The organism is Anaerosalibacter massiliensis (assembly GCF_024623155.1).
GTDB classification, from domain to species: Bacteria; Bacillota; Clostridia; order Tissierellales; family Sporanaerobacteraceae; genus Anaerosalibacter; species Anaerosalibacter massiliensis.
The window spans coordinates 67,483-84,309 of the sequence record NZ_JANJZL010000001.1; the positions used below are offsets into that span (position 1 = coordinate 67,483).

Annotated in this window: 18 protein-coding genes and 1 riboswitch; of the genes, 15 read left to right on the forward strand and 3 right to left on the reverse strand. The window is 29.0% G+C overall.

All coding sequences use genetic code 11. The features are described 5' to 3' along the window. The first annotated feature begins 5 nt into the window (after positions 1 to 5). The 7 genes from NSA23_RS00455 (at position 6) to NSA23_RS00485 (ending at position 5,917) form a co-directional block, all read left to right on the forward strand. Positions 6 to 740 carry a Stp1/IreP family PP2C-type Ser/Thr phosphatase gene (locus NSA23_RS00455; protein WP_042682069.1) on the forward strand — a complete coding sequence of 245 codons (735 nt, stop codon included), beginning with the start codon at positions 6 to 8 and terminating at the stop codon, positions 738 to 740. A gap of 14 nt (positions 741 to 754) precedes the next feature. Next, positions 755 to 2,668 (forward strand): Stk1 family PASTA domain-containing Ser/Thr kinase, encoded by a 1,914-nt coding sequence (gene pknB, locus NSA23_RS00460; protein ID WP_050069820.1) that lies wholly within the window; start codon positions 755 to 757, stop codon positions 2,666 to 2,668. 44 nt (positions 2,669 to 2,712) lie between these two features. Further along, positions 2,713 to 3,594: a ribosome small subunit-dependent GTPase A gene (gene rsgA / locus NSA23_RS00465; protein WP_042682067.1), complete on the forward strand. Its 882-nt coding sequence runs from the start codon at positions 2,713 to 2,715 to the stop codon at positions 3,592 to 3,594. Between the two features lies 1 nt (position 3,595). Next, a complete protein-coding gene (gene rpe / locus NSA23_RS00470; protein WP_042682065.1) occupies positions 3,596 to 4,243 on the forward strand; it encodes a ribulose-phosphate 3-epimerase in 648 nt (215 codons plus the stop codon). A gap of 43 nt (positions 4,244 to 4,286) precedes the next feature. Beyond that, positions 4,287 to 4,391, forward strand: a riboswitch (TPP riboswitch). A 62-nt stretch (positions 4,392 to 4,453) separates the two neighbouring features. After that, on the forward strand, positions 4,454 to 4,996 hold the full coding sequence (gene thiT / locus NSA23_RS00475) for an energy-coupled thiamine transporter ThiT (protein ID WP_042682063.1): 543 nt from the start codon (positions 4,454 to 4,456) through the stop codon (positions 4,994 to 4,996). 22 nt (positions 4,997 to 5,018) lie between these two features. Then, a complete protein-coding gene (locus tag NSA23_RS00480; protein ID WP_042682324.1) occupies positions 5,019 to 5,654 on the forward strand; it encodes a thiamine diphosphokinase in 636 nt (211 codons plus the stop codon). 86 nt (positions 5,655 to 5,740) lie between these two features. Next, positions 5,741 to 5,917, forward strand: a complete 177-nt coding sequence (locus tag NSA23_RS00485; RefSeq protein WP_187116672.1) for a hypothetical protein — start codon at positions 5,741 to 5,743, stop codon at positions 5,915 to 5,917. 39 nt (positions 5,918 to 5,956) lie between these two features. On the opposite strand, the gene rpmB is transcribed toward NSA23_RS00485, so the two are convergent. Further along, positions 5,957 to 6,148 carry a 50S ribosomal protein L28 gene (gene rpmB / locus NSA23_RS00490; RefSeq protein ID WP_257490031.1) on the reverse strand — a complete coding sequence of 64 codons (192 nt, stop codon included), beginning with the start codon at positions 6,146 to 6,148 and terminating at the stop codon, positions 5,957 to 5,959. 203 nt (positions 6,149 to 6,351) lie between these two features. On the opposite strand from rpmB, the gene NSA23_RS00495 reads away from it, so the two are divergent. The 6 genes from NSA23_RS00495 to NSA23_RS00520 all read left to right on the forward strand — a co-directional run bounded on the left by NSA23_RS00495 (position 6,352) and on the right by NSA23_RS00520 (position 12,074). Beyond that, entirely contained in the window at positions 6,352 to 6,708 is a 357-nt protein-coding gene (locus NSA23_RS00495; RefSeq protein ID WP_042682059.1) for an Asp23/Gls24 family envelope stress response protein, read from the forward strand. An 18-nt stretch (positions 6,709 to 6,726) separates the two neighbouring features. Continuing rightward, positions 6,727 to 8,391: a DAK2 domain-containing protein gene (locus tag NSA23_RS00500; RefSeq protein ID WP_042682057.1), complete on the forward strand. Its 1,665-nt coding sequence runs from the start codon at positions 6,727 to 6,729 to the stop codon at positions 8,389 to 8,391. Between the two features lie 50 nt (positions 8,392 to 8,441). Beyond that, a complete protein-coding gene (recG, locus tag NSA23_RS00505; RefSeq protein ID WP_042682054.1) occupies positions 8,442 to 10,505 on the forward strand; it encodes an ATP-dependent DNA helicase RecG in 2,064 nt (687 codons plus the stop codon). Positions 10,506 to 10,572: 67 nt separating this feature from the next. Continuing rightward, positions 10,573 to 11,124, forward strand: a complete 552-nt coding sequence (gene rsmD / locus NSA23_RS00510) for a 16S rRNA (guanine(966)-N(2))-methyltransferase RsmD (RefSeq protein WP_257490032.1) — start codon at positions 10,573 to 10,575, stop codon at positions 11,122 to 11,124. A 15-nt stretch (positions 11,125 to 11,139) separates the two neighbouring features. Further along, complete coding sequence (gene coaD / locus NSA23_RS00515) at positions 11,140 to 11,631, forward strand: pantetheine-phosphate adenylyltransferase (protein WP_042682049.1); 492 nt, start codon at positions 11,140 to 11,142, stop codon at positions 11,629 to 11,631. Beyond that, positions 11,628 to 12,074: a hypothetical protein gene (locus NSA23_RS00520; RefSeq protein ID WP_042682047.1), complete on the forward strand. Its 447-nt coding sequence runs from the start codon at positions 11,628 to 11,630 to the stop codon at positions 12,072 to 12,074. Before coaD ends, NSA23_RS00520 begins: the two co-directional genes overlap by 4 nt. Before the next feature lie 2 nt (positions 12,075 to 12,076). Here NSA23_RS00520 and ylbJ read toward each other — a convergent pair whose 3' ends face one another. Continuing rightward, entirely contained in the window at positions 12,077 to 13,306 is a 1,230-nt protein-coding gene (gene ylbJ, locus NSA23_RS00525) for a sporulation integral membrane protein YlbJ (protein WP_042682045.1), read from the reverse strand. Positions 13,307 to 13,399: 93 nt separating this feature from the next. Here ylbJ and NSA23_RS00530 point away from each other — a divergent pair, with 93 nt between their 5' ends. Next, positions 13,400 to 14,203: a patatin-like phospholipase family protein gene (locus tag NSA23_RS00530; RefSeq protein ID WP_042682043.1), complete on the forward strand. Its 804-nt coding sequence runs from the start codon at positions 13,400 to 13,402 to the stop codon at positions 14,201 to 14,203. On the opposite strand, the gene NSA23_RS00535 is transcribed toward NSA23_RS00530, so the two are convergent. Continuing rightward, positions 14,193 to 15,455 carry a nucleotidyltransferase gene (locus tag NSA23_RS00535; protein WP_042682041.1) on the reverse strand — a complete coding sequence of 421 codons (1,263 nt, stop codon included), beginning with the start codon at positions 15,453 to 15,455 and terminating at the stop codon, positions 14,193 to 14,195. The genes NSA23_RS00530 and NSA23_RS00535 overlap by 11 nt on opposite strands. Positions 15,456 to 15,581: 126 nt before the next feature. Here NSA23_RS00535 and NSA23_RS00540 point away from each other — a divergent pair, with 126 nt between their 5' ends. Further along, the gene (locus NSA23_RS00540) at positions 15,582 to 16,772 is read left to right on the forward strand and encodes an acetate/propionate family kinase (RefSeq protein WP_042682039.1); all 1,191 of its coding nucleotides are present in this window, start codon (positions 15,582 to 15,584) and stop codon (positions 16,770 to 16,772) included. Positions 16,773 to 16,827 lie beyond the last annotated feature (55 nt).

The window sequence follows — 16,827 nt, forward strand, 5'->3', positions numbered from 1 at the left end:
ATATTATGAATATGGGAGTAAGTACAGATAAAGGAAAGGTAAGAAAAAACAATCAAGATGCTTATTTTATTCCAGATAAACTAAATATACCTTTATTTATTATAGCAGATGGAATGGGAGGTCATAAGGCAGGAGAAGTGGCAAGTAGTATGGTTGTTAAATTAGTTAAGAACTTTTTCGTATCTGAGGAGGAAGAACTATTAAAAAATAATATAAATATCTCTGAAACTATTAAAAATAGTATTGAAAAAGCTAATATGGAGATTTATGAGAAATCTATTAAAAGTGAAGAGTTCCATGGCATGGGTACAACAATAACAATGGCTTATTTTTCTGAGGATAAATTATATATAGGACATATTGGAGACAGCAGGGCTTATTTATTAAGAGAAGATAAACTTGTTCAATTAACTGAAGATCACTCTCTTGTTGCTGAGTTAGTTAGAGCAGGAAGTATAAGTGAGGAAGAGGCTGAATGTCATCCCCAAAAAAATATAATAACCAGAGCTATTGGAACAAATAAAGAAGTTGATATTGATGTTATAGTTAAGAGTACTAATAAAAATGATATCCTATTATTATGTACTGATGGTTTAACCAACATGATATGTGATGAGGAGATAAAGAAATTGTTAATGGAAAATGTAGATTTACAAAAGACATGTGATAATTTAGTAGAAAGAGCAAATAAGCTAGGTGGAGTAGATAATGTGACTGTAATGGCTATTAAATTGGTATGAATTGAGGTGAGAGTATGGTTGAGATAATTGGAAAGGTTTTAGGGAAGAGATATGAAATAATCGAAAAAATAGGCGAGGGAGGAATGGCAGTAGTTTATAAAGCAAGATGTAGACTATTGAATAGATATGTAGCTGTAAAAATATTGAGAGATGAATTAACTACCGATGAAGAATTTATAAATAAATTTAGACATGAATCCCAGGCAGCCGCTAGTTTGTCTCATCCAAACATTGTTGGTATATATGATGTTGGAGTAGAAGATGATATTCACTATATTGTTATGGAATATATTAAAGGGAAGACATTGAAGGATATTATAAAAGAAAAGGGTAAATTAGGCCCAGAGGAAACTATTAATTATGCTATGCAAATTGCTGAGGCTATAGGTCATGCCCATAAAAACCATATAGTTCATAGGGATATAAAACCTCACAATATTATGGTGACAGATGATGGCAGGATAAAAGTTACAGATTTTGGAATAGCTAGAGCAGCAACTTCAGCTACTATGACTAATACTTCCAGTGTAATTGGTTCAGTCCATTATTTTTCACCAGAACAGGCAAGAGGTAAATTTACAGATGAAAAATCAGATATATATTCTCTAGGGATAGTAATGTATGAGATGATAACTGGAAAAGTTCCTTTTGAAGGAGAGAGTCCTATTTCTGTAGCTTTGAAACATGTAGAGGAAGAAATAACTCCCCCTAGTGAAATTGATCATAGTATTCCTAAAAATATCGAATATATAATTATGAAGGCAGCTAAAAGAGATCAAGCAGGAAGATATAAAAATACAGAAGAACTTTTGGAGGATTTGAGAAAAGTGAAATATTCAGATGAAGATTTACATTTTACTGAAGATACAAATAGATTTGATTCAGAAACCATAATATTGCCTCCAGTAGGAGAAAATGGTGACGAAGATGAAGAAAAGAAAAAAAAGGAACCAAAAAAGAAACTAAAAAAGAAACCAAAAGATAAAAAAGGAAATAAAAAAGCAGTATTTTTAGGTATACTTCTTGCGTTTTTATTAGTAAATGGAATAGCCTTTGGAATTTTAAAACTCAAAGATGGATTCATGTCTAGAGAAGTAAAGGTACCAGATTTGATGGGCATGCAAGAAGAGATGGCTAAAGAAAAAATAGAAGAAATGGATCTTGAGTTTGTTGTTAAAGAAAGAAAATATAGTTCCGAGTTTAAAGAAGGAGAAATTATGTGGCAAAGTGAAGATCCAGGAAAGACAGTTAAAAAAGGATATTCTGTTGAAGTTATAGTTAGTAAAGGTGATAAAAAAGTAAAGGTACCAGATTTTACTGGCAAAGATATAGGAGAAATAAGCTTTTTATTAGAAGAAGCGGGACTTCAAGAAGGAGTTGTTGACTATTCATATAGTGATAGTGTTCCTAAAAATATAGTTATGAGTCAAAGTATTGAATCAGGTACAGAAGTAAAAGAAGGTAGTAAAATAAATCTAGTTGTTAGTAAAGGACCAGAAATCAGGACTACAACTATGCCAAAACTAATTGGTCTAAAAGAAAATGAAGCTAAAAGAGGTATTGTCGCTAAAGGATTAGTGGTTGGCAATATTAGATATGAAGTTAGTAACAGTGTAGAAAGAGGTATAGTACTATGGCAAAGTTATGATCAAGGAACTCAATTACAACAAAATACTAGTGTGGATTTAGTTATAAGCAGCGGACCTCCAAAAAAACCTAAGGAAGAGGAGAAAAAAGAACTGCCAAAAGATGAAAAAGATCAAAACGAGAAAAAACCAGGAGGGGGTAAAAAACCTGGAGAAGGAGAAGAAAATGGTTCGGGTCATGGAGGAGAAGGTTCAGGAGAAGAAGGAGAAGGAAGTGGCTCAGGCTCTGGAGGAGAAGGTTCAGGAGAGGGAGAAACTAATACTCAGAGAGAACAACAATAATTAGTATCAAAAACTTATTATAACTAAACCTAGGGAGGTAATGGATGGTAGAAGGAATTATCATAAAAGGTATAGGTGGATTTTATTATGTAAAAACAAATAATGGAATATATGAATGTAGGGCAAGGGGAGTTTTTAGGGAAGATAATATAACTCCCCTTATAGGAGATAAGGTAAAAATAAGAGTAAATGACTTAGATAAGACAGGCTATGTGGAGGAAGTTATGGAAAGAAAAACAGAACTTATTAGACCTCCTGTAGCTAATATTACTCAAGCAGTAGTAGTTATGAGTGCTAAAGATCCATCTCTAAATCTATGGCTTTTAGATAGATTTCTAGTATTATCAGAAGAACAAAACTTAAATGTAGTTATAGTTATAAATAAGATAGATTTAGATAACAGTTCTTTTGTAGAAGATATTTATAAAATTTATACTGATATAGGTTATAAAGTTATATTATCTAGTTGTAAATTAAATAGAGGAATCCATGAATTAAAGGAAGCTCTTAAAGATGAAATAACTGTATTTGCAGGACCTTCAGGAGTGGGAAAATCTTCTGTTTTAAATGAGATACAACCAAATTTAAAACTTGAAACAGGTGAAATAAGTAAGAAAACTAAAAGAGGAAGACATACAACTAGACATGTAGAACTTATAGAGCTTGAAATAGGTGGATATGTATTAGATACACCTGGTTTTAGTTCTTTAGAGTTAGATTTTATTAAAAGAGAAGAAGAAGTACAATATTATTTTAAAGAAATAAGAAAATATAGTGATGGGTGCAAGTTTAATAGTTGTCTACATTTTAAAGAACCTAATTGTGAAGTGAAAAATCAAGTTGAATCAGAAAATATAAGTAGGGAAAGATATAAGAATTATTTAAATTTTTTAGAAGAAGTCAAAAGACATAACAGGAGGTATTGATATGGCAAAAATTTCACCATCAATCTTATCATCGGATTTTAGTAAACTAGGAGAAGAAATTAGAAAAATAGAAGAAGGTGGTGCTGATTTTGTCCACTTAGATGTAATGGATGGCATATTTGTTCCAAATATAACTTTTGGACCACCAGTTATAAAGGAAATTAGAAGTATTACAGATATTCCATTTGATGTACACTTGATGATAGACAGACCAGAAAGGTATATTGAAGAGTTTGTTGAGGCAGGAGCAGATATTATTACAGTTCATGAAGAATCTACTATTCATCTTCATAGAACTATACAAAATATTAAAAACTGTGGAAAGAAGGCAGGAATATCTTTAAACCCTTCAACTCCTTTAGAAAATATAGAATATGTATTAGAAGATATAGATATGGTACTTATTATGACGGTCAATCCTGGATTTGGTGGACAATCCTTTATTCCAGCTATGGAAAGAAAAATTAAACATCTTAGAAAAATAATTGATGATAGAGATTTAGCTATAGAAATAGAAGTGGATGGAGGCATCAAACTGGATAATGCAAAAGAAGTTACAGATTGGGGTGCAGATATATTGGTTGCAGGCTCAGATATCTTTAAAGCAGATAATATAGTGGAAAGAGTTAGATTGTTTAAAGAGGTATAATATGTACAAAACAATTATATATGATACAATTGAATTAAAATCTAATATTTTATTGGGGAGCTTTAGAGGCTGAGAGGAAACAATAATTGTTTCGACCCTTAAACCTGAACTAGGTAATGCTAGCGGAGGAAATATAATATTATTTTAATAACCCATTACTTTTTTCAGGTAATGGGTTTATTTTTTAAAAAACAAAGGGAGGTGTATATAATGAATAAAAAATGGAATGTTAGAATGTTGGCTGAAGGGGGAGTTATGATTGCTTTATCAATTTTATTGAGTTATATTATAATATATGAAGCGCCTCAAGGCGGCTCTGTTACGGCAGGAAGTATGATCCCTATAATGTTTTTTGCTATGAGATGGGGAGTAGGCCCAGGAGTGTTTGTTGGCGCCACTTATGGTGTATTACATTTTATTCTAAAGCCTAATTTTTATCATCCAGTTCAATTTTTATTAGATTATCTTATTGCTTATGGATTTTTAGGATTAGCTGGAATAGCAAAAATGAAAAGTAGAAAGTTAAATGGAAAAGATTATTTTAAAATATTTCTAGGAGTATTATTATCTATAGGGGGAAGATTTATATCTCATCTTCTTTCAGGCGTAGTATTTTTTGCAGAGTATGCGGGGAATCAAAATCCTTGGATATATTCTGCTATATATAATGGAGGCTACTTAGTTCCCGAACTTATTATCTCATCTATAATATTAATGCTTTTATGGAAACCTTTAAGTAAAATTGAAAAATAATGAAAAGAATGGAAGGATTTTTATGAAGAGTTTAGTTGTTTCTAATGGAGAAATTAATGATTTAAACCAGTTAAAATCTATATCTAAAGAGATGGATTTTATTATAGCTGTTGATGGAGGAGCAAAATATATTTTGAAGTCTGATATACAACCAGATTTAGTAGTTGGAGATTTAGATTCTATTGATAAAGATATTTTAAAAGAAATAAAGGAAAAAAATATTCCAATATTAAAGTATCCCTCCCATAAGGACTATACAGATACAGAATTAGCTTTAAAATATTTAATTGACAAAGGTTTTAAAGAGATTGTTCTTATGGGAGTTATTGGTAGTAGAATTGATCATACTTTGGCTAATATATTCTTATTAAGTGAATTACTTAATCAAGGTGTAAAAGGAATAATAATAAATGAAAAGAATACTATGCATATAATAGATGATGAGATGGAAATTAAAAAAGAAGATGGAGTTTTTATTTCTGTATTACCTATAAATTCAGATGGGGCTAAGGTTACTTTAAAGGGATTTGAATACGAAACGGATAGAGTTGATTTTAACTTTTCTTCTACCTTAGGGGTAAGCAATAGAATAATAGAAGAGAAAGGATATATAAAAGTCGAAAATGGAATATGCCTTATAATTGAATCTAGAGATTAAAAAGCCTATTTTAGGCTTTTTTCTTTTGTAACTTATAATATGTAAACTGAATAATATATTGTAAAGACTGTTTTGAGGTGATATAAGTGAAAAAGAGATTTAGAAAATTTTATTGTAGATTAAATAAAAAGAAAGTATTAGGAATATTGCTGTTTTTAGTAGGATTATCAATAATATTAAAAGTCTTACCTGTAAGTATCTGGTTTTTTATATTTGGTCTTATTATTTTAATAATTGGATTATTTTTTATTAAAACTGGATAAAAAGATGGCTTCCGCTATATGTATTGGAAGCCAATTCTTTTATAATGCTCTTGTTACCTTTCCAGATTTTAAACATTTTGTACAAGCATAGATTCTTCTTGGAGAACCCTCTACAATTGCTTTAACTCTTCTCACATTTGGAGCCCAGGTTCTATTATGCTTTTTATTTGAAAAGGATACTTTATGTCCATGACTTTTTCCTCTTCCACATACTTGACAGTATTTAGCCATGTAAAACACCTCCTTGACTAACTATTAAAAATAATATTTAATTTATATATTATCTTAAAATAACATATTATATTTTAACACAATGAATAGTATAATTGCAAGATTGAAAGAATTTTATTAATATAAAATGGTAAGAGTTGAACTATTTATTGCAATAAGGTAAAATATAGTCATAAATAAATTAATTAGGGAGGAGATTAACAATGCCTGGTAAATTAGATAATGATTTTGGAATTATTAGTATAGATGATAATGTAATAGCTACTATTGCAGGTCTTTCTGCTATGGAGTGTTATGGTATAGTTGGTATGGCTAGCAAAAGTGCAACAGAAGGACTTTTTGAATTAGTTAAATGGGAAAATTTATCTAAAGGTGTTAAGGTATATACAGAAGAAAATAGAATAACTATAGGTTTACATGTTATATTACAATATGGGGTCAAAATTTCAGTTGTTGCAGGAAACATAATAGAAAAAGTTAAATATAATGTGGAAAACTTAACAGGACTTAAAGTAGAAAAAATAAATGTATATGTACAAGGGATTAGAGTTCAAAAGTAGTAAGGGGAGGTACTAATATTGAAGATTGAATATGCAAATAGTTTGCTGCTTAGAAAAGCATTTATTGGGGCAGCTAATTATCTAGAAGAAAATAAAGAAGATGTTAATGCACTAAATGTGTTTCCAGTACCAGATGGTGATACAGGCACAAATATGTCTTTAACCGTTCAATCTGCTATGAAACAAGTATTAGAGCTAGAAGAATACAATACTATTAGTGAAGTTGCTATGGCAGCTAGTAATGGTTCTCTGATGGGAGCTAGAGGAAATTCTGGAGTTATACTATCTCAGCTTTTTAGAGGATTCGCTAGTGGTTTAAAAGATAAAGAGAAAGCTAATACAATAGATTTGGCTGAATCTTTTAAACAGGCAGCAGATATGGCATATAAGGCAGTTATGAAACCTACTGAAGGAACTATCCTTACAGTTGCCAGAGAATGTGCAGAATACGCATTAGATTTAGCTAAAAGGGAAAAAGATATAATAGTTTTCATGAGTAAGGTAATAGAACATGGCAATGAATCTTTAAACAATACTCCTAATTTGCTACCAGTATTAAAACAAGCTGGAGTAGTAGATGCAGGAGGAAAAGGACTTATTGTAATACTAACTGGAGCTTTTAGAGCATTAACTAATAAAGGAGAAATTGAATACTTAGGTTTAACTGCTTCTAAAAAGAAGGATACACATCAAGTTCATAAGGATGAATTAGAAACAAGTGATATTAAATTTGGATACTGTACTGAATTCATAATAAATAATACAAATGAAGATGTTGAAAAATTTAGAGAAGAGTTAGCTTTATATGGAGATTCTCTAATGGTTGTAGGAGGAGACAGTTTAATTAAAGTTCATGTTCATACAAATAATCCAGGATTAGTTTTAGAAAAAGCACTGTCTGTTGGGGAGTTAAATGATATAAAAATTGATAATATGAGAATACAGCATAGAAATTTACTAATACAGGAAGAAGAATATAATGAAACAAACAATAATGTAATAAATATAGATTCTAAGAAGGAGACTAAAAAATATAGTTTTATAACAGTGTCAATGGGCGAAGGAATTTCTAAGGTATTTAAAGATTTAGGTGTAGATTATGTAATTCCAGGTGGGCAAACTATGAATCCAAGTACAGAAGATATACTAGATGCTGTGGAGAAAGTAAACGGTGAAAATATAATAATATTTCCCAATAATGGAAATATAGTTCTTGCTGCTAATCAAGCAAAAGAAATGAGTGAGAGAAATATCCATGTATTTCCTAGCAAAACAATAGCAGAGGGAATTGTTGCACTTTTACACTTTAATTTTGAAGATAATATAGAAGAAAACCTTGAAACTATGGAAGAGGCTGTAGAGCATGTTAAAACAGGCCAAGTTACCTATGCTGTTAGAGATACAGAGATAGATGGTATAAAAATAAAAAAAGATAATATTATTGGTATTTGTGAAGGTGATATTAAAGCTATAGGAGAGGATATTCAAGATGTTTCTTTAGAACTTATTAAAAAAGTTGCCGATGAAGAAACTGAGCTTATAACAATCTTCTATGGTGAAAATATAGATGAAGAAAAAGCAAATATTTTAAGAGAGTTATTAGAAGAAGAATTTGGAGATTGTGATATTGAAGTAGTTTATGGAGGACAGCCACTTTATTATTATATATTTTCAATTGAGTAATTTCTCCCCTACCAAAAGGTAGGGGAAATATATTTATTTGAGGTGAAAAAATGGATAGATTGTCTATGTCAGTTCAATATGTGAAAGGAGTTGGGCCAAAAAGAGCAGCTAAATTGAGAAGAATAGGTATAGATACTGTTGAGGATCTAATCTATTTTTTTCCTCGTGCCTATGAAGATAGAAGAAAGTTTAATAATATATATAATTCTGTAGATGGAGAAAAAGCAAGTTTCAATGTGAGAATAGCTGGTCATCCTACTGTATTAAGGCCTAGAAGAAATCTTTCCATTTTAAAAATTCCAATAAAGGATAGTACAGGAATAGCATATTTAATTTGGTTTAATCAAGAATATTTAGCTGATAATTTTCGTATTGGAGAAAAAATAATAGTTAATGGGAAAGTTAAAAAAATAGCAAATGAAATTCAAATACAAAATCCAGTTTATGAGAAAGAAGGTTCATCAAATAAAAAAGTTGGACGAATAGTACCTATATACCAATTAACCGAGAATTTAACTAATAATGAAATGACTTCAATAGTTAATAATGCTTTAAAGAGTTATATAAATAATGTAAAGGAAATACTCCCTAGGCATATTATTAATAAATTTAATTTAATGTCTGTTAAGGAGGCTATATTGAATATCCATTTTCCCCAGAGTAGGGAGAATTTTTTAAGAGCAAGGCAAAGGTTAGTATTTGAAGAACTTTTGACTTTGCAATTAGGTCTTTTTATAATAAAAAATAGAACTAAGTCAAATAATAAAGGGATTAAATTTGTAAAATCAGAAGATCTAAATAGATTTATTGAAAAATTACCATTTAAACTAACAAAAGCCCAATTCAGAGTTTTAAAAGAAATTGAAAAAGATATGGAATCAGATGAACAAATGAATAGATTAGTTCAAGGAGATGTAGGTTCGGGAAAAACCGTTATTGCAATTTTAGCAATGTTTAAAGCATGGAAATCTGGTTACCAATCAGTTATGATGGCACCAACTGAAATATTAGCTACTCAGCATTTTGAAACTATTAAAGGTATGTTAGATGATTATGATATTAGCTGCGAGTTATTAGTGGGAAGTTTATCACAAAATAAAAAAGATGAAGTATTAGATAAACTTGAGAAGGGAAATATAGATATACTTGTAGGCACTCATGCTATTATACAAGACACAGTAAAATTCAATAAGTTAGGTCTTGCTATTACAGATGAACAACATAGATTCGGAGTTAGCCAAAGAGCAGTTTTAAGCCAGAAAGGGTCAAATCCAGATGTATTAGTAATGACTGCTACACCTATACCTAGAACTCTTGCTCTTATATTATATGGAGATTTAGATATATCTATTATAGATGAATTGCCTCCAGGGCGAAAGGCCATAGAAACTTATGCAATAGGAATGAATATGGAAAAGAGACTAACTGAGTTTATAAAAAACCAGATTAAGGAAGGTAGACAAGTATATATTGTTTCACCTTTAATTGAAGAATCAGAGATATTGAATATAGAAGCCTGCGAAGAATTGCATAAAAGATTTAAAAATGAAATTTTTAAAGAATTCCAAGTAGAACTTCTTCATGGAAGGATGAAAGCAGAAGAAAAAGAGAAAATTATGAATAAATTTAAAGATGGAGAAATAGATATTCTAGTTTCAACTACAGTTATAGAAGTTGGTGTAAATGTTCCAAATTCAAATATAATGGTCATTTACAATGCTGAACGTTTTGGACTGGCACAACTTCACCAGTTAAGGGGAAGAGTTGGAAGGGGAGAGTACCAATCTTATTGCATATTAATTAATGAAGGAAAAAGTAAGATTTCACAGGAAAGAATGAGAATAATGCAAAAAACTAATGATGGTTTTAAAATATCTGAGAAAGATTTGGAACTTAGAGGGCCAGGCGAATTTTTTGGAACTAGACAACATGGATTACCTGATTTAAAGATTGCTAATTTATTTACTGATATAAAAATACTAAAAATAGCACAGAAAGAGGCTTCAGAAATATTAAGTCAAGATTTATATCTTAGTGATAAAAAATATGAATTAATGAAAAACAGAATTAAATGTATGTTTGAAGGGAAAACAGATAATATAATATTTAATTAATTTATATTATATTTTATTATAGTTTTAAATTATGTTAAAATAGAATTAACAACAAAAGAGGAGTGGTTTGTTGAGAGTTATTTCAGGAAGTAGGAAAGGACATAGATTGAAAGCTCCAAAAGGGTTAGATACTAGACCAACCCAGGACAGAATAAAAGAATCATTATTTAATATATTGGGCAGTATAGAGAAAGATAGTTCAGTATTAGATTTATTTTCTGGTTCTGGTTCTATAGGAATAGAGTTTTTAAGTAGAGGTTCTGAGGAATGCTATTTTATTGACAATAGTTTTAATAGTATTAAAGCTATTAAAGAAAATTTAAATAGTACAAAACTTAATGAGAATGCTAAGGTATATAAAAATGACGTACTTAAAGCTATGGAAATCCTAGGTAGAAAAGGTTTAAATTTTCACTACATTTTTATGGATCCACCATATAGAAGTAATCTAATTGTAAATGTTTTAGAATCTATATGTAAAAATCATCTATTAAAAGATAAAGGAATTATTATCATAGAACATGAAAATACATTAATATTAAATGAATGTATTTATAATTTACATAAAATAGATGAGAGAAGATATGGGGATAAAACTATAACTTTTATGAATAGATGATAAGGAGGTAGACTAGTGGAAGTTATATATCCAGGAAGCTTTGATCCTATTACAAATGGCCATCTAGATATTATTGATAGATGTGCTAAAAAATTTGATAAAGTTGTAGTTGCGATTTTGAATAACAGATCAAAGAACACTCTATTTACAGTAGAAGAAAGAAAAGAGCTATTGAAAAAATGTCTAGAAGGATATGACAATATTGAAATAGATACATTTTCAGGACTTTTAATTGATTATGCAAAAGAAAAAAATATAACTACTATGGTAAGAGGACTAAGGGCAGTATCAGATTTTGAGTATGAAATGCAAATGGCTTTGGTAAACAGAAAATTATATGAGGAAATAGAAACATTATTTATGGTTTCAAGTGGTGATTATGCTTATTTAAGTTCAAGTATAGTGAAAGAGATAGCTATGTTTGATGGAGATGTATCGTGTCTAGTTCCAGAAGTTGTGGAAAAGTTTTTAACAGAAAAAATAAAAGGAGGTAAGGAACTTAAATGAGTGTATTAGAACTAATTGATGAAATAGAAAGTATTATAGAAGACAGTTCTTCTGTTCCTTTTTCAGGCAAAGTAGTAATTGATAAAGAAGAATTGTTAGAAATTTTAAATGAAATAAAAGAAAAATTACCTAGTGAAATTAAACAAGCTAATTGGGTGAAAGAGGAACAAAAGAGAATTCTTGCAGAAGCACAAAAAGAAGCAGATACTATTGTCTTAGAAGCTAAAAACCATTTAAAAGAATTAATTGAGGAAGATGAAGTTACAAAAAAAGCAAAGGATAGAGCAGAAGAAGTTGTTACAAAAGCTCAAAATAATGCAAAGGAAATTAGACTAGGCTCTATGGAATATGCGGATAGTATCTTAATGGAGACTCAGGAAAATCTAAAAGAACTAATAGAAGTTCTTGATAAAAATAGAAGAGAATTAAGAGGAGTTAAATAAAACTATTTATTTTTAATTATTGTATTTATAAGACCAATTATTATAGCAGCTAAAAGAGTAAATATTATAATATTAAGTTCTAATTGCATAGAAGATATTAAAGTGTTAATCCAATTTGGAAAAGAAAATCTATCCCATGAACTAAAATTAGGATTAAAGGAAGTTAATACAATATCACTATATTTAAATTTGTATATAAGTATTGTATAGAGGCTTGCAAACATACCATGTAAAAATTTTGAAAAAATGTATAATCTAACATTTAAATCGGTTTCATTTAAAAAACTCAAAGCTTGACTATGTATTGAAAATCCACTCCAGCCAATTAGAAAGTTTATCATAATAATTTTATATAATAAGGAAACTTCCTTTAATTCTACAATTTTTTTAGCACCTATGGTTATTTCAAATAAACCAGTTATTAAGCTTTTTAAAGCATTTTGATTGTTACTTATGGAAAACAAATAGCTAATTTTCCTTATTATTGAATTAAAAAAATTAGATAGATTTAATATTTCTACTAATACAGAATAAAAAACTATAAATCCTCCAATTAATAACATAGAGTTTATGCCCTCTTTTACAGCATTAGAAAGAAGAAGTCCTAGGGGTTTATTATTTTTTTCTCTTGATTCAAAAAGTTTTCTTAATGCAATTTTAAAGATATTCTGATTATATCTAATTGGCTTGATTTGTACATTTCTTTTATAATATTTAAATATTAAACCAATGGTTAATGCTGCTAAATAATGGGGAAATATTATTAAGGGGCTAATTAAGGGATTGTTTAGCATACCTGTAGCTATAGCACCGATCATAAAAATAGGTCCAGATGTGCTACAAAATGATAACAATCTTTGGGCTTCTATTTTTGTAATATGATTGTTTTTTCTTAAATTTGAAACTATCTTTACTCCTACTGGATAACCAGATGTTATGCTCATTGTTAAAGGAAAAGCCCCTTTTCCAGAGACATTGAATATAGGTGACATTGCTGGTTCTAATAGTATACCAATAAAATCTACAAATCCAAGGCCTATTAGCAATTCAGATGTTATAAAAAAAGGCAATAAAGAAGGTATCACAATATTAGACCAAGTTAATAATCCATTATGAGCAGCTTTCATACAATTTTGAGGGAAAGCTATTATATTAAATAAAAACCATAGAATTATTATAAGATATAGTATAGTATTTATATAATTTTTTTTAAGAATTTTTATTTTTTCCATAAGGCAGTACCTCCATTTTTATATATTTATATTTTAAAGTTCAGGTTAATATGATAAATTACATACATAAAAAGTACTTTGGGGGGGATTGATATGGCAAATAAACCTAAAATAGGGATAGCATTAGGTTCAGGTTCAGCTAGGGGTTTTGCACATATTGGAGTTCTAAAGGCATTAGAAGAAAACAATATCTCTGTAGATATAGTTACAGGAAGTAGTGCAGGGGCGTTAGTTGGAGGATTATATTGTTGCGGTATAAAGCCAGAAATGATTAAAAATATAGCCATTCAAGTAGATAAGAAATTATGGATGGATTTTACTGTTTCTAGAAGAGGGATTTTAAAAGGAGATAAAATAGAGGAAATATTAAAATTACTTACTGGTGGAAGGAATATTGAAAAATTAAACAAGAAAATGGCAATTGTAGCAACAGATTTACAAAAAGGAGAGAAAGTTATTTTTACAGAAGGACCAGTATATAAAGCTATTAGATCAAGTATATCTATTCCTGGAGTTTTTGAACCAGTAAATCACAAGGATAGGGTCTTGGTAGATGGTGGCGTAGTTGATAGGGTTCCTATATCTTTAACTAAGGACATAGGTGCAGATATAGTTATAGCAGTAGATGTAGGATTTAGCGAATATGGAAATAGAGTGTTTCATTTGCTTGATATTATTCAACAATCCATAGATATTATGGCAGAAAAAATATTGGATGCAGATAAAATATATGCAGATATTATAATGGAACCACCTTTATCCCATATAGAATCCTCCCAGTTTGAAAGAGTAGAGGAATGTGCAGAGATAGGTTATAATACAACATTAGATCATATAGACGAAATAAAGGAAAAAATAAAGCTTTGGAAAGAAAAAAACTCAAGGACTAATTCTTAGTCTTTGAGTTTTTTATATAAGGTGATTTATAATAATCTAAATTGGCTAATCTATTTATTTCATTATTTAGACCTAAAAAATACAAATCTGTTCCTATTTTATCATAATTAATTATGTTATTAATTTTAGGATTATTTAATTTTTTATAATCCGCAAATTTATTTATTATTGGGATATTAGTCTTTTTAGCTATTTTATTTAAAAGTTTCATACCTTTATTATTCATACCAAGCACTCTTATATATTGAGGATAAGTATTTTTTGCTTGAATAAATATATCTCCATTAATACCTATTAACAATTGAATTAATATTCTTTGGATACGGGTTTTAGGATATCTCTTAGTTACAGTATTATTTATGACTTGAATAATATTATTATATTTAAAGCTATTTTTAATGAATCGATTTTCTAAACCATCTTCTATATCCATAATTTTAGAAAATTTACGTTCATCAATTGTTCTCAACAAATACATAAGTATTTGAGAATAGTTTTCAATAGAATTAAAAGATTTATATTCCTTTAAATAATTATTAAGATGATAATATGTTGGTTTAGGTAGATAGTCTCTTATTTTATCTAATTCACCTTTAAAAGCTTTGTTTCTTATAGATGTGGCACTAGAATATTTATCATTAAAAAATTTCTCATTATAATTACTTCCAATTCTTTTTATTGTAATAGGTTTAATACTGCTATTGAGTTTATAAAGAGATTTTAAGTATTCAATGGCTAAAATATTATTTGGGGATTTTAAAATGTCTATATAATTATTTTCTTTATACTTTGTTTCCTTTAAGAAATCTTCTAATGCAAGACTTCTTGATACAGAATAAGAATTTCCTTTATCTAAATATTTTTTAAGCATTGACTTAAAATAATAAGGTTCTTTGGCAAAAATATTAGCAATAATTTTCAATTGTTCTAATTGGCCTAATTCACTGCCAAAGGAAATATAATCTACAATTTTTAAACTATCTAAAAGTTTTACTCCTCCATATGCAAAAAATTCTGCACTTTGAACTGAAAAAATCACAGGAAGCTCTAAAACTAAATCAATGCCATTATCTATAGCCATCTTTGTTTTTGTCCATTTGTCTACAAAAGATGGTTCACCTCTTTGTACAAAAGAGCCACTTATTACAGCTATAGAATATTCAGCATTAGTTATTTTTTTGGATTCTTCTAGATGGTATAGATGTCCATAATGAAATGGATTATATTCGCTAATTATACCTAAAACTTTCATTTTTTCCTCCTATATTTATAAAATATACTAAATTTAATTATAACATAAGTTTAATAAGTTGATTTTTTGATATAATTATAATATTATGTTTTATAGTGCATAGACAAACAATAGGAGGTATATATTATGAACATATTAGTAATTAATTGTGGTAGCTCTTCATTAAAATATCAACTAATTGATATGAATGAAGAAAAAGTATTAGCAAAAGGACTATCTGAAAGAATAGGAATTGAAGGTTCAAGAATAAAGCATACTACTACTGGCAAAAAGGAAATTATCATTGAAAAGCCAATGTCAGATCATAAGGAAGTTTTGGAAATAGTATTAAGTACTTTAGTAGATTCAGAACATGGAGCTATAAAGTCCATGGATGAAATTAATGCAGTAGGACATAGAGTAGTACATGGAGGAGAAAAGTTTGCAAATTCAGTTAAAATAGATGATGAAGTTATGAAAGCTTTGAATGAATGTATAGATTTAGCTCCATTACATAATCCACCTAATATTATGGGAATTGAAGCTTGTAAAGAACTAATGCCAGATACTCCAATGGTAGGTGTATTTGATACTGCATTTCATCAAACTATGCCAAAAGATAATTATATATATCCTCTTCCATACGAACTATATGAGAAATATGGAATTAGGAAATATGGTTTCCATGGTACATCACATAAATATGTATCATTAAAGGCAGCAGAAATATTAGAAAGGGATATTAAAGACTTAAATATTATAACTTGTCATTTAGGAAATGGAGCAAGTATTTGTGCAGTAGAAAAAGGAAGGTCAGTAGACACAAGTATGGGATTCACCCCATTGGAAGGACTAGCTATGGGAACACGTACTGGAAATATAGATCCAGCTATAATACCATTTTTAGTAGATAAAGAAAATTTATCAATGGAAGAAGTAAATAACTTACTAAATAAAAAGTCTGGAGTTCTTGGAATTTCAGGAGTAAGTAGTGACTTTAGAGATATTGAAGAAGAAGCTGAAAAAGGAAATGAAAGAGCAAAGCTTGCATTAGATGTTTTTGTAAATAGAGTTAAGAAATATATTGGTGCCTATACAACATTAATGGGTGGAGTAGATGCTATAGTATTTACAGCTGGCATTGGAGAAAATTCTGCAGAAATTAGAGAAATGGTTTGCAATGGATTAGAAAGTTTGGGAATAAAATTAGATGAAGAAAAGAATAATGTGAGAGGAAAAGAAGCTTTAGTTAGCCAAGATGACTCAAAAGTTAAAGTATTAGTTATACCAACAAATGAAGAGTTGATGATTGCAAAAGATACTGAAGAACTAGCTTAATTTCAATTATATTTCTTGACAAAAGTATTTTACCTTTATATAATAAAACTTGTTA

Excerpts from the sequence above, each read along its gene's own strand:
- NSA23_RS00455 (WP_042682069.1), top strand. The coding sequence starts at position 6 with ATGAATATGGGAGTAAGTACAGATAAAGGAAAGGTAAGAAAAAACAAT.
- pknB (WP_050069820.1), top strand. The coding sequence starts at position 755 with ATGGTTGAGATAATTGGAAAGGTTTTAGGGAAGAGATATGAAATAATC.
- rsgA (WP_042682067.1), top strand. The coding sequence starts at position 2,713 with ATGGTAGAAGGAATTATCATAAAAGGTATAGGTGGATTTTATTATGTA.
- rpe (WP_042682065.1), top strand. The coding sequence starts at position 3,596 with ATGGCAAAAATTTCACCATCAATCTTATCATCGGATTTTAGTAAACTA.
- thiT (WP_042682063.1), top strand. The coding sequence starts at position 4,454 with ATGAATAAAAAATGGAATGTTAGAATGTTGGCTGAAGGGGGAGTTATG.
- NSA23_RS00480 (WP_042682324.1), top strand. The coding sequence starts at position 5,019 with ATGAAGAGTTTAGTTGTTTCTAATGGAGAAATTAATGATTTAAACCAG.
- rpmB (WP_257490031.1), bottom strand. The coding sequence starts at position 6,148 with ATGGCTAAATACTGTCAAGTATGTGGAAGAGGAAAAAGTCATGGACAT.
- NSA23_RS00495 (WP_042682059.1), top strand. The coding sequence starts at position 6,352 with ATGCCTGGTAAATTAGATAATGATTTTGGAATTATTAGTATAGATGAT.
- recG (WP_042682054.1), top strand. The coding sequence starts at position 8,442 with ATGGATAGATTGTCTATGTCAGTTCAATATGTGAAAGGAGTTGGGCCA.
- NSA23_RS00520 (WP_042682047.1), top strand. The coding sequence starts at position 11,628 with ATGAGTGTATTAGAACTAATTGATGAAATAGAAAGTATTATAGAAGAC.
- ylbJ (WP_042682045.1), bottom strand. The coding sequence starts at position 13,306 with ATGGAAAAAATAAAAATTCTTAAAAAAAATTATATAAATACTATACTA.
- NSA23_RS00530 (WP_042682043.1), top strand. The coding sequence starts at position 13,400 with ATGGCAAATAAACCTAAAATAGGGATAGCATTAGGTTCAGGTTCAGCT.
- NSA23_RS00535 (WP_042682041.1), bottom strand. The coding sequence starts at position 15,455 with ATGAAAGTTTTAGGTATAATTAGCGAATATAATCCATTTCATTATGGA.
- NSA23_RS00540 (WP_042682039.1), top strand. The coding sequence starts at position 15,582 with ATGAACATATTAGTAATTAATTGTGGTAGCTCTTCATTAAAATATCAA.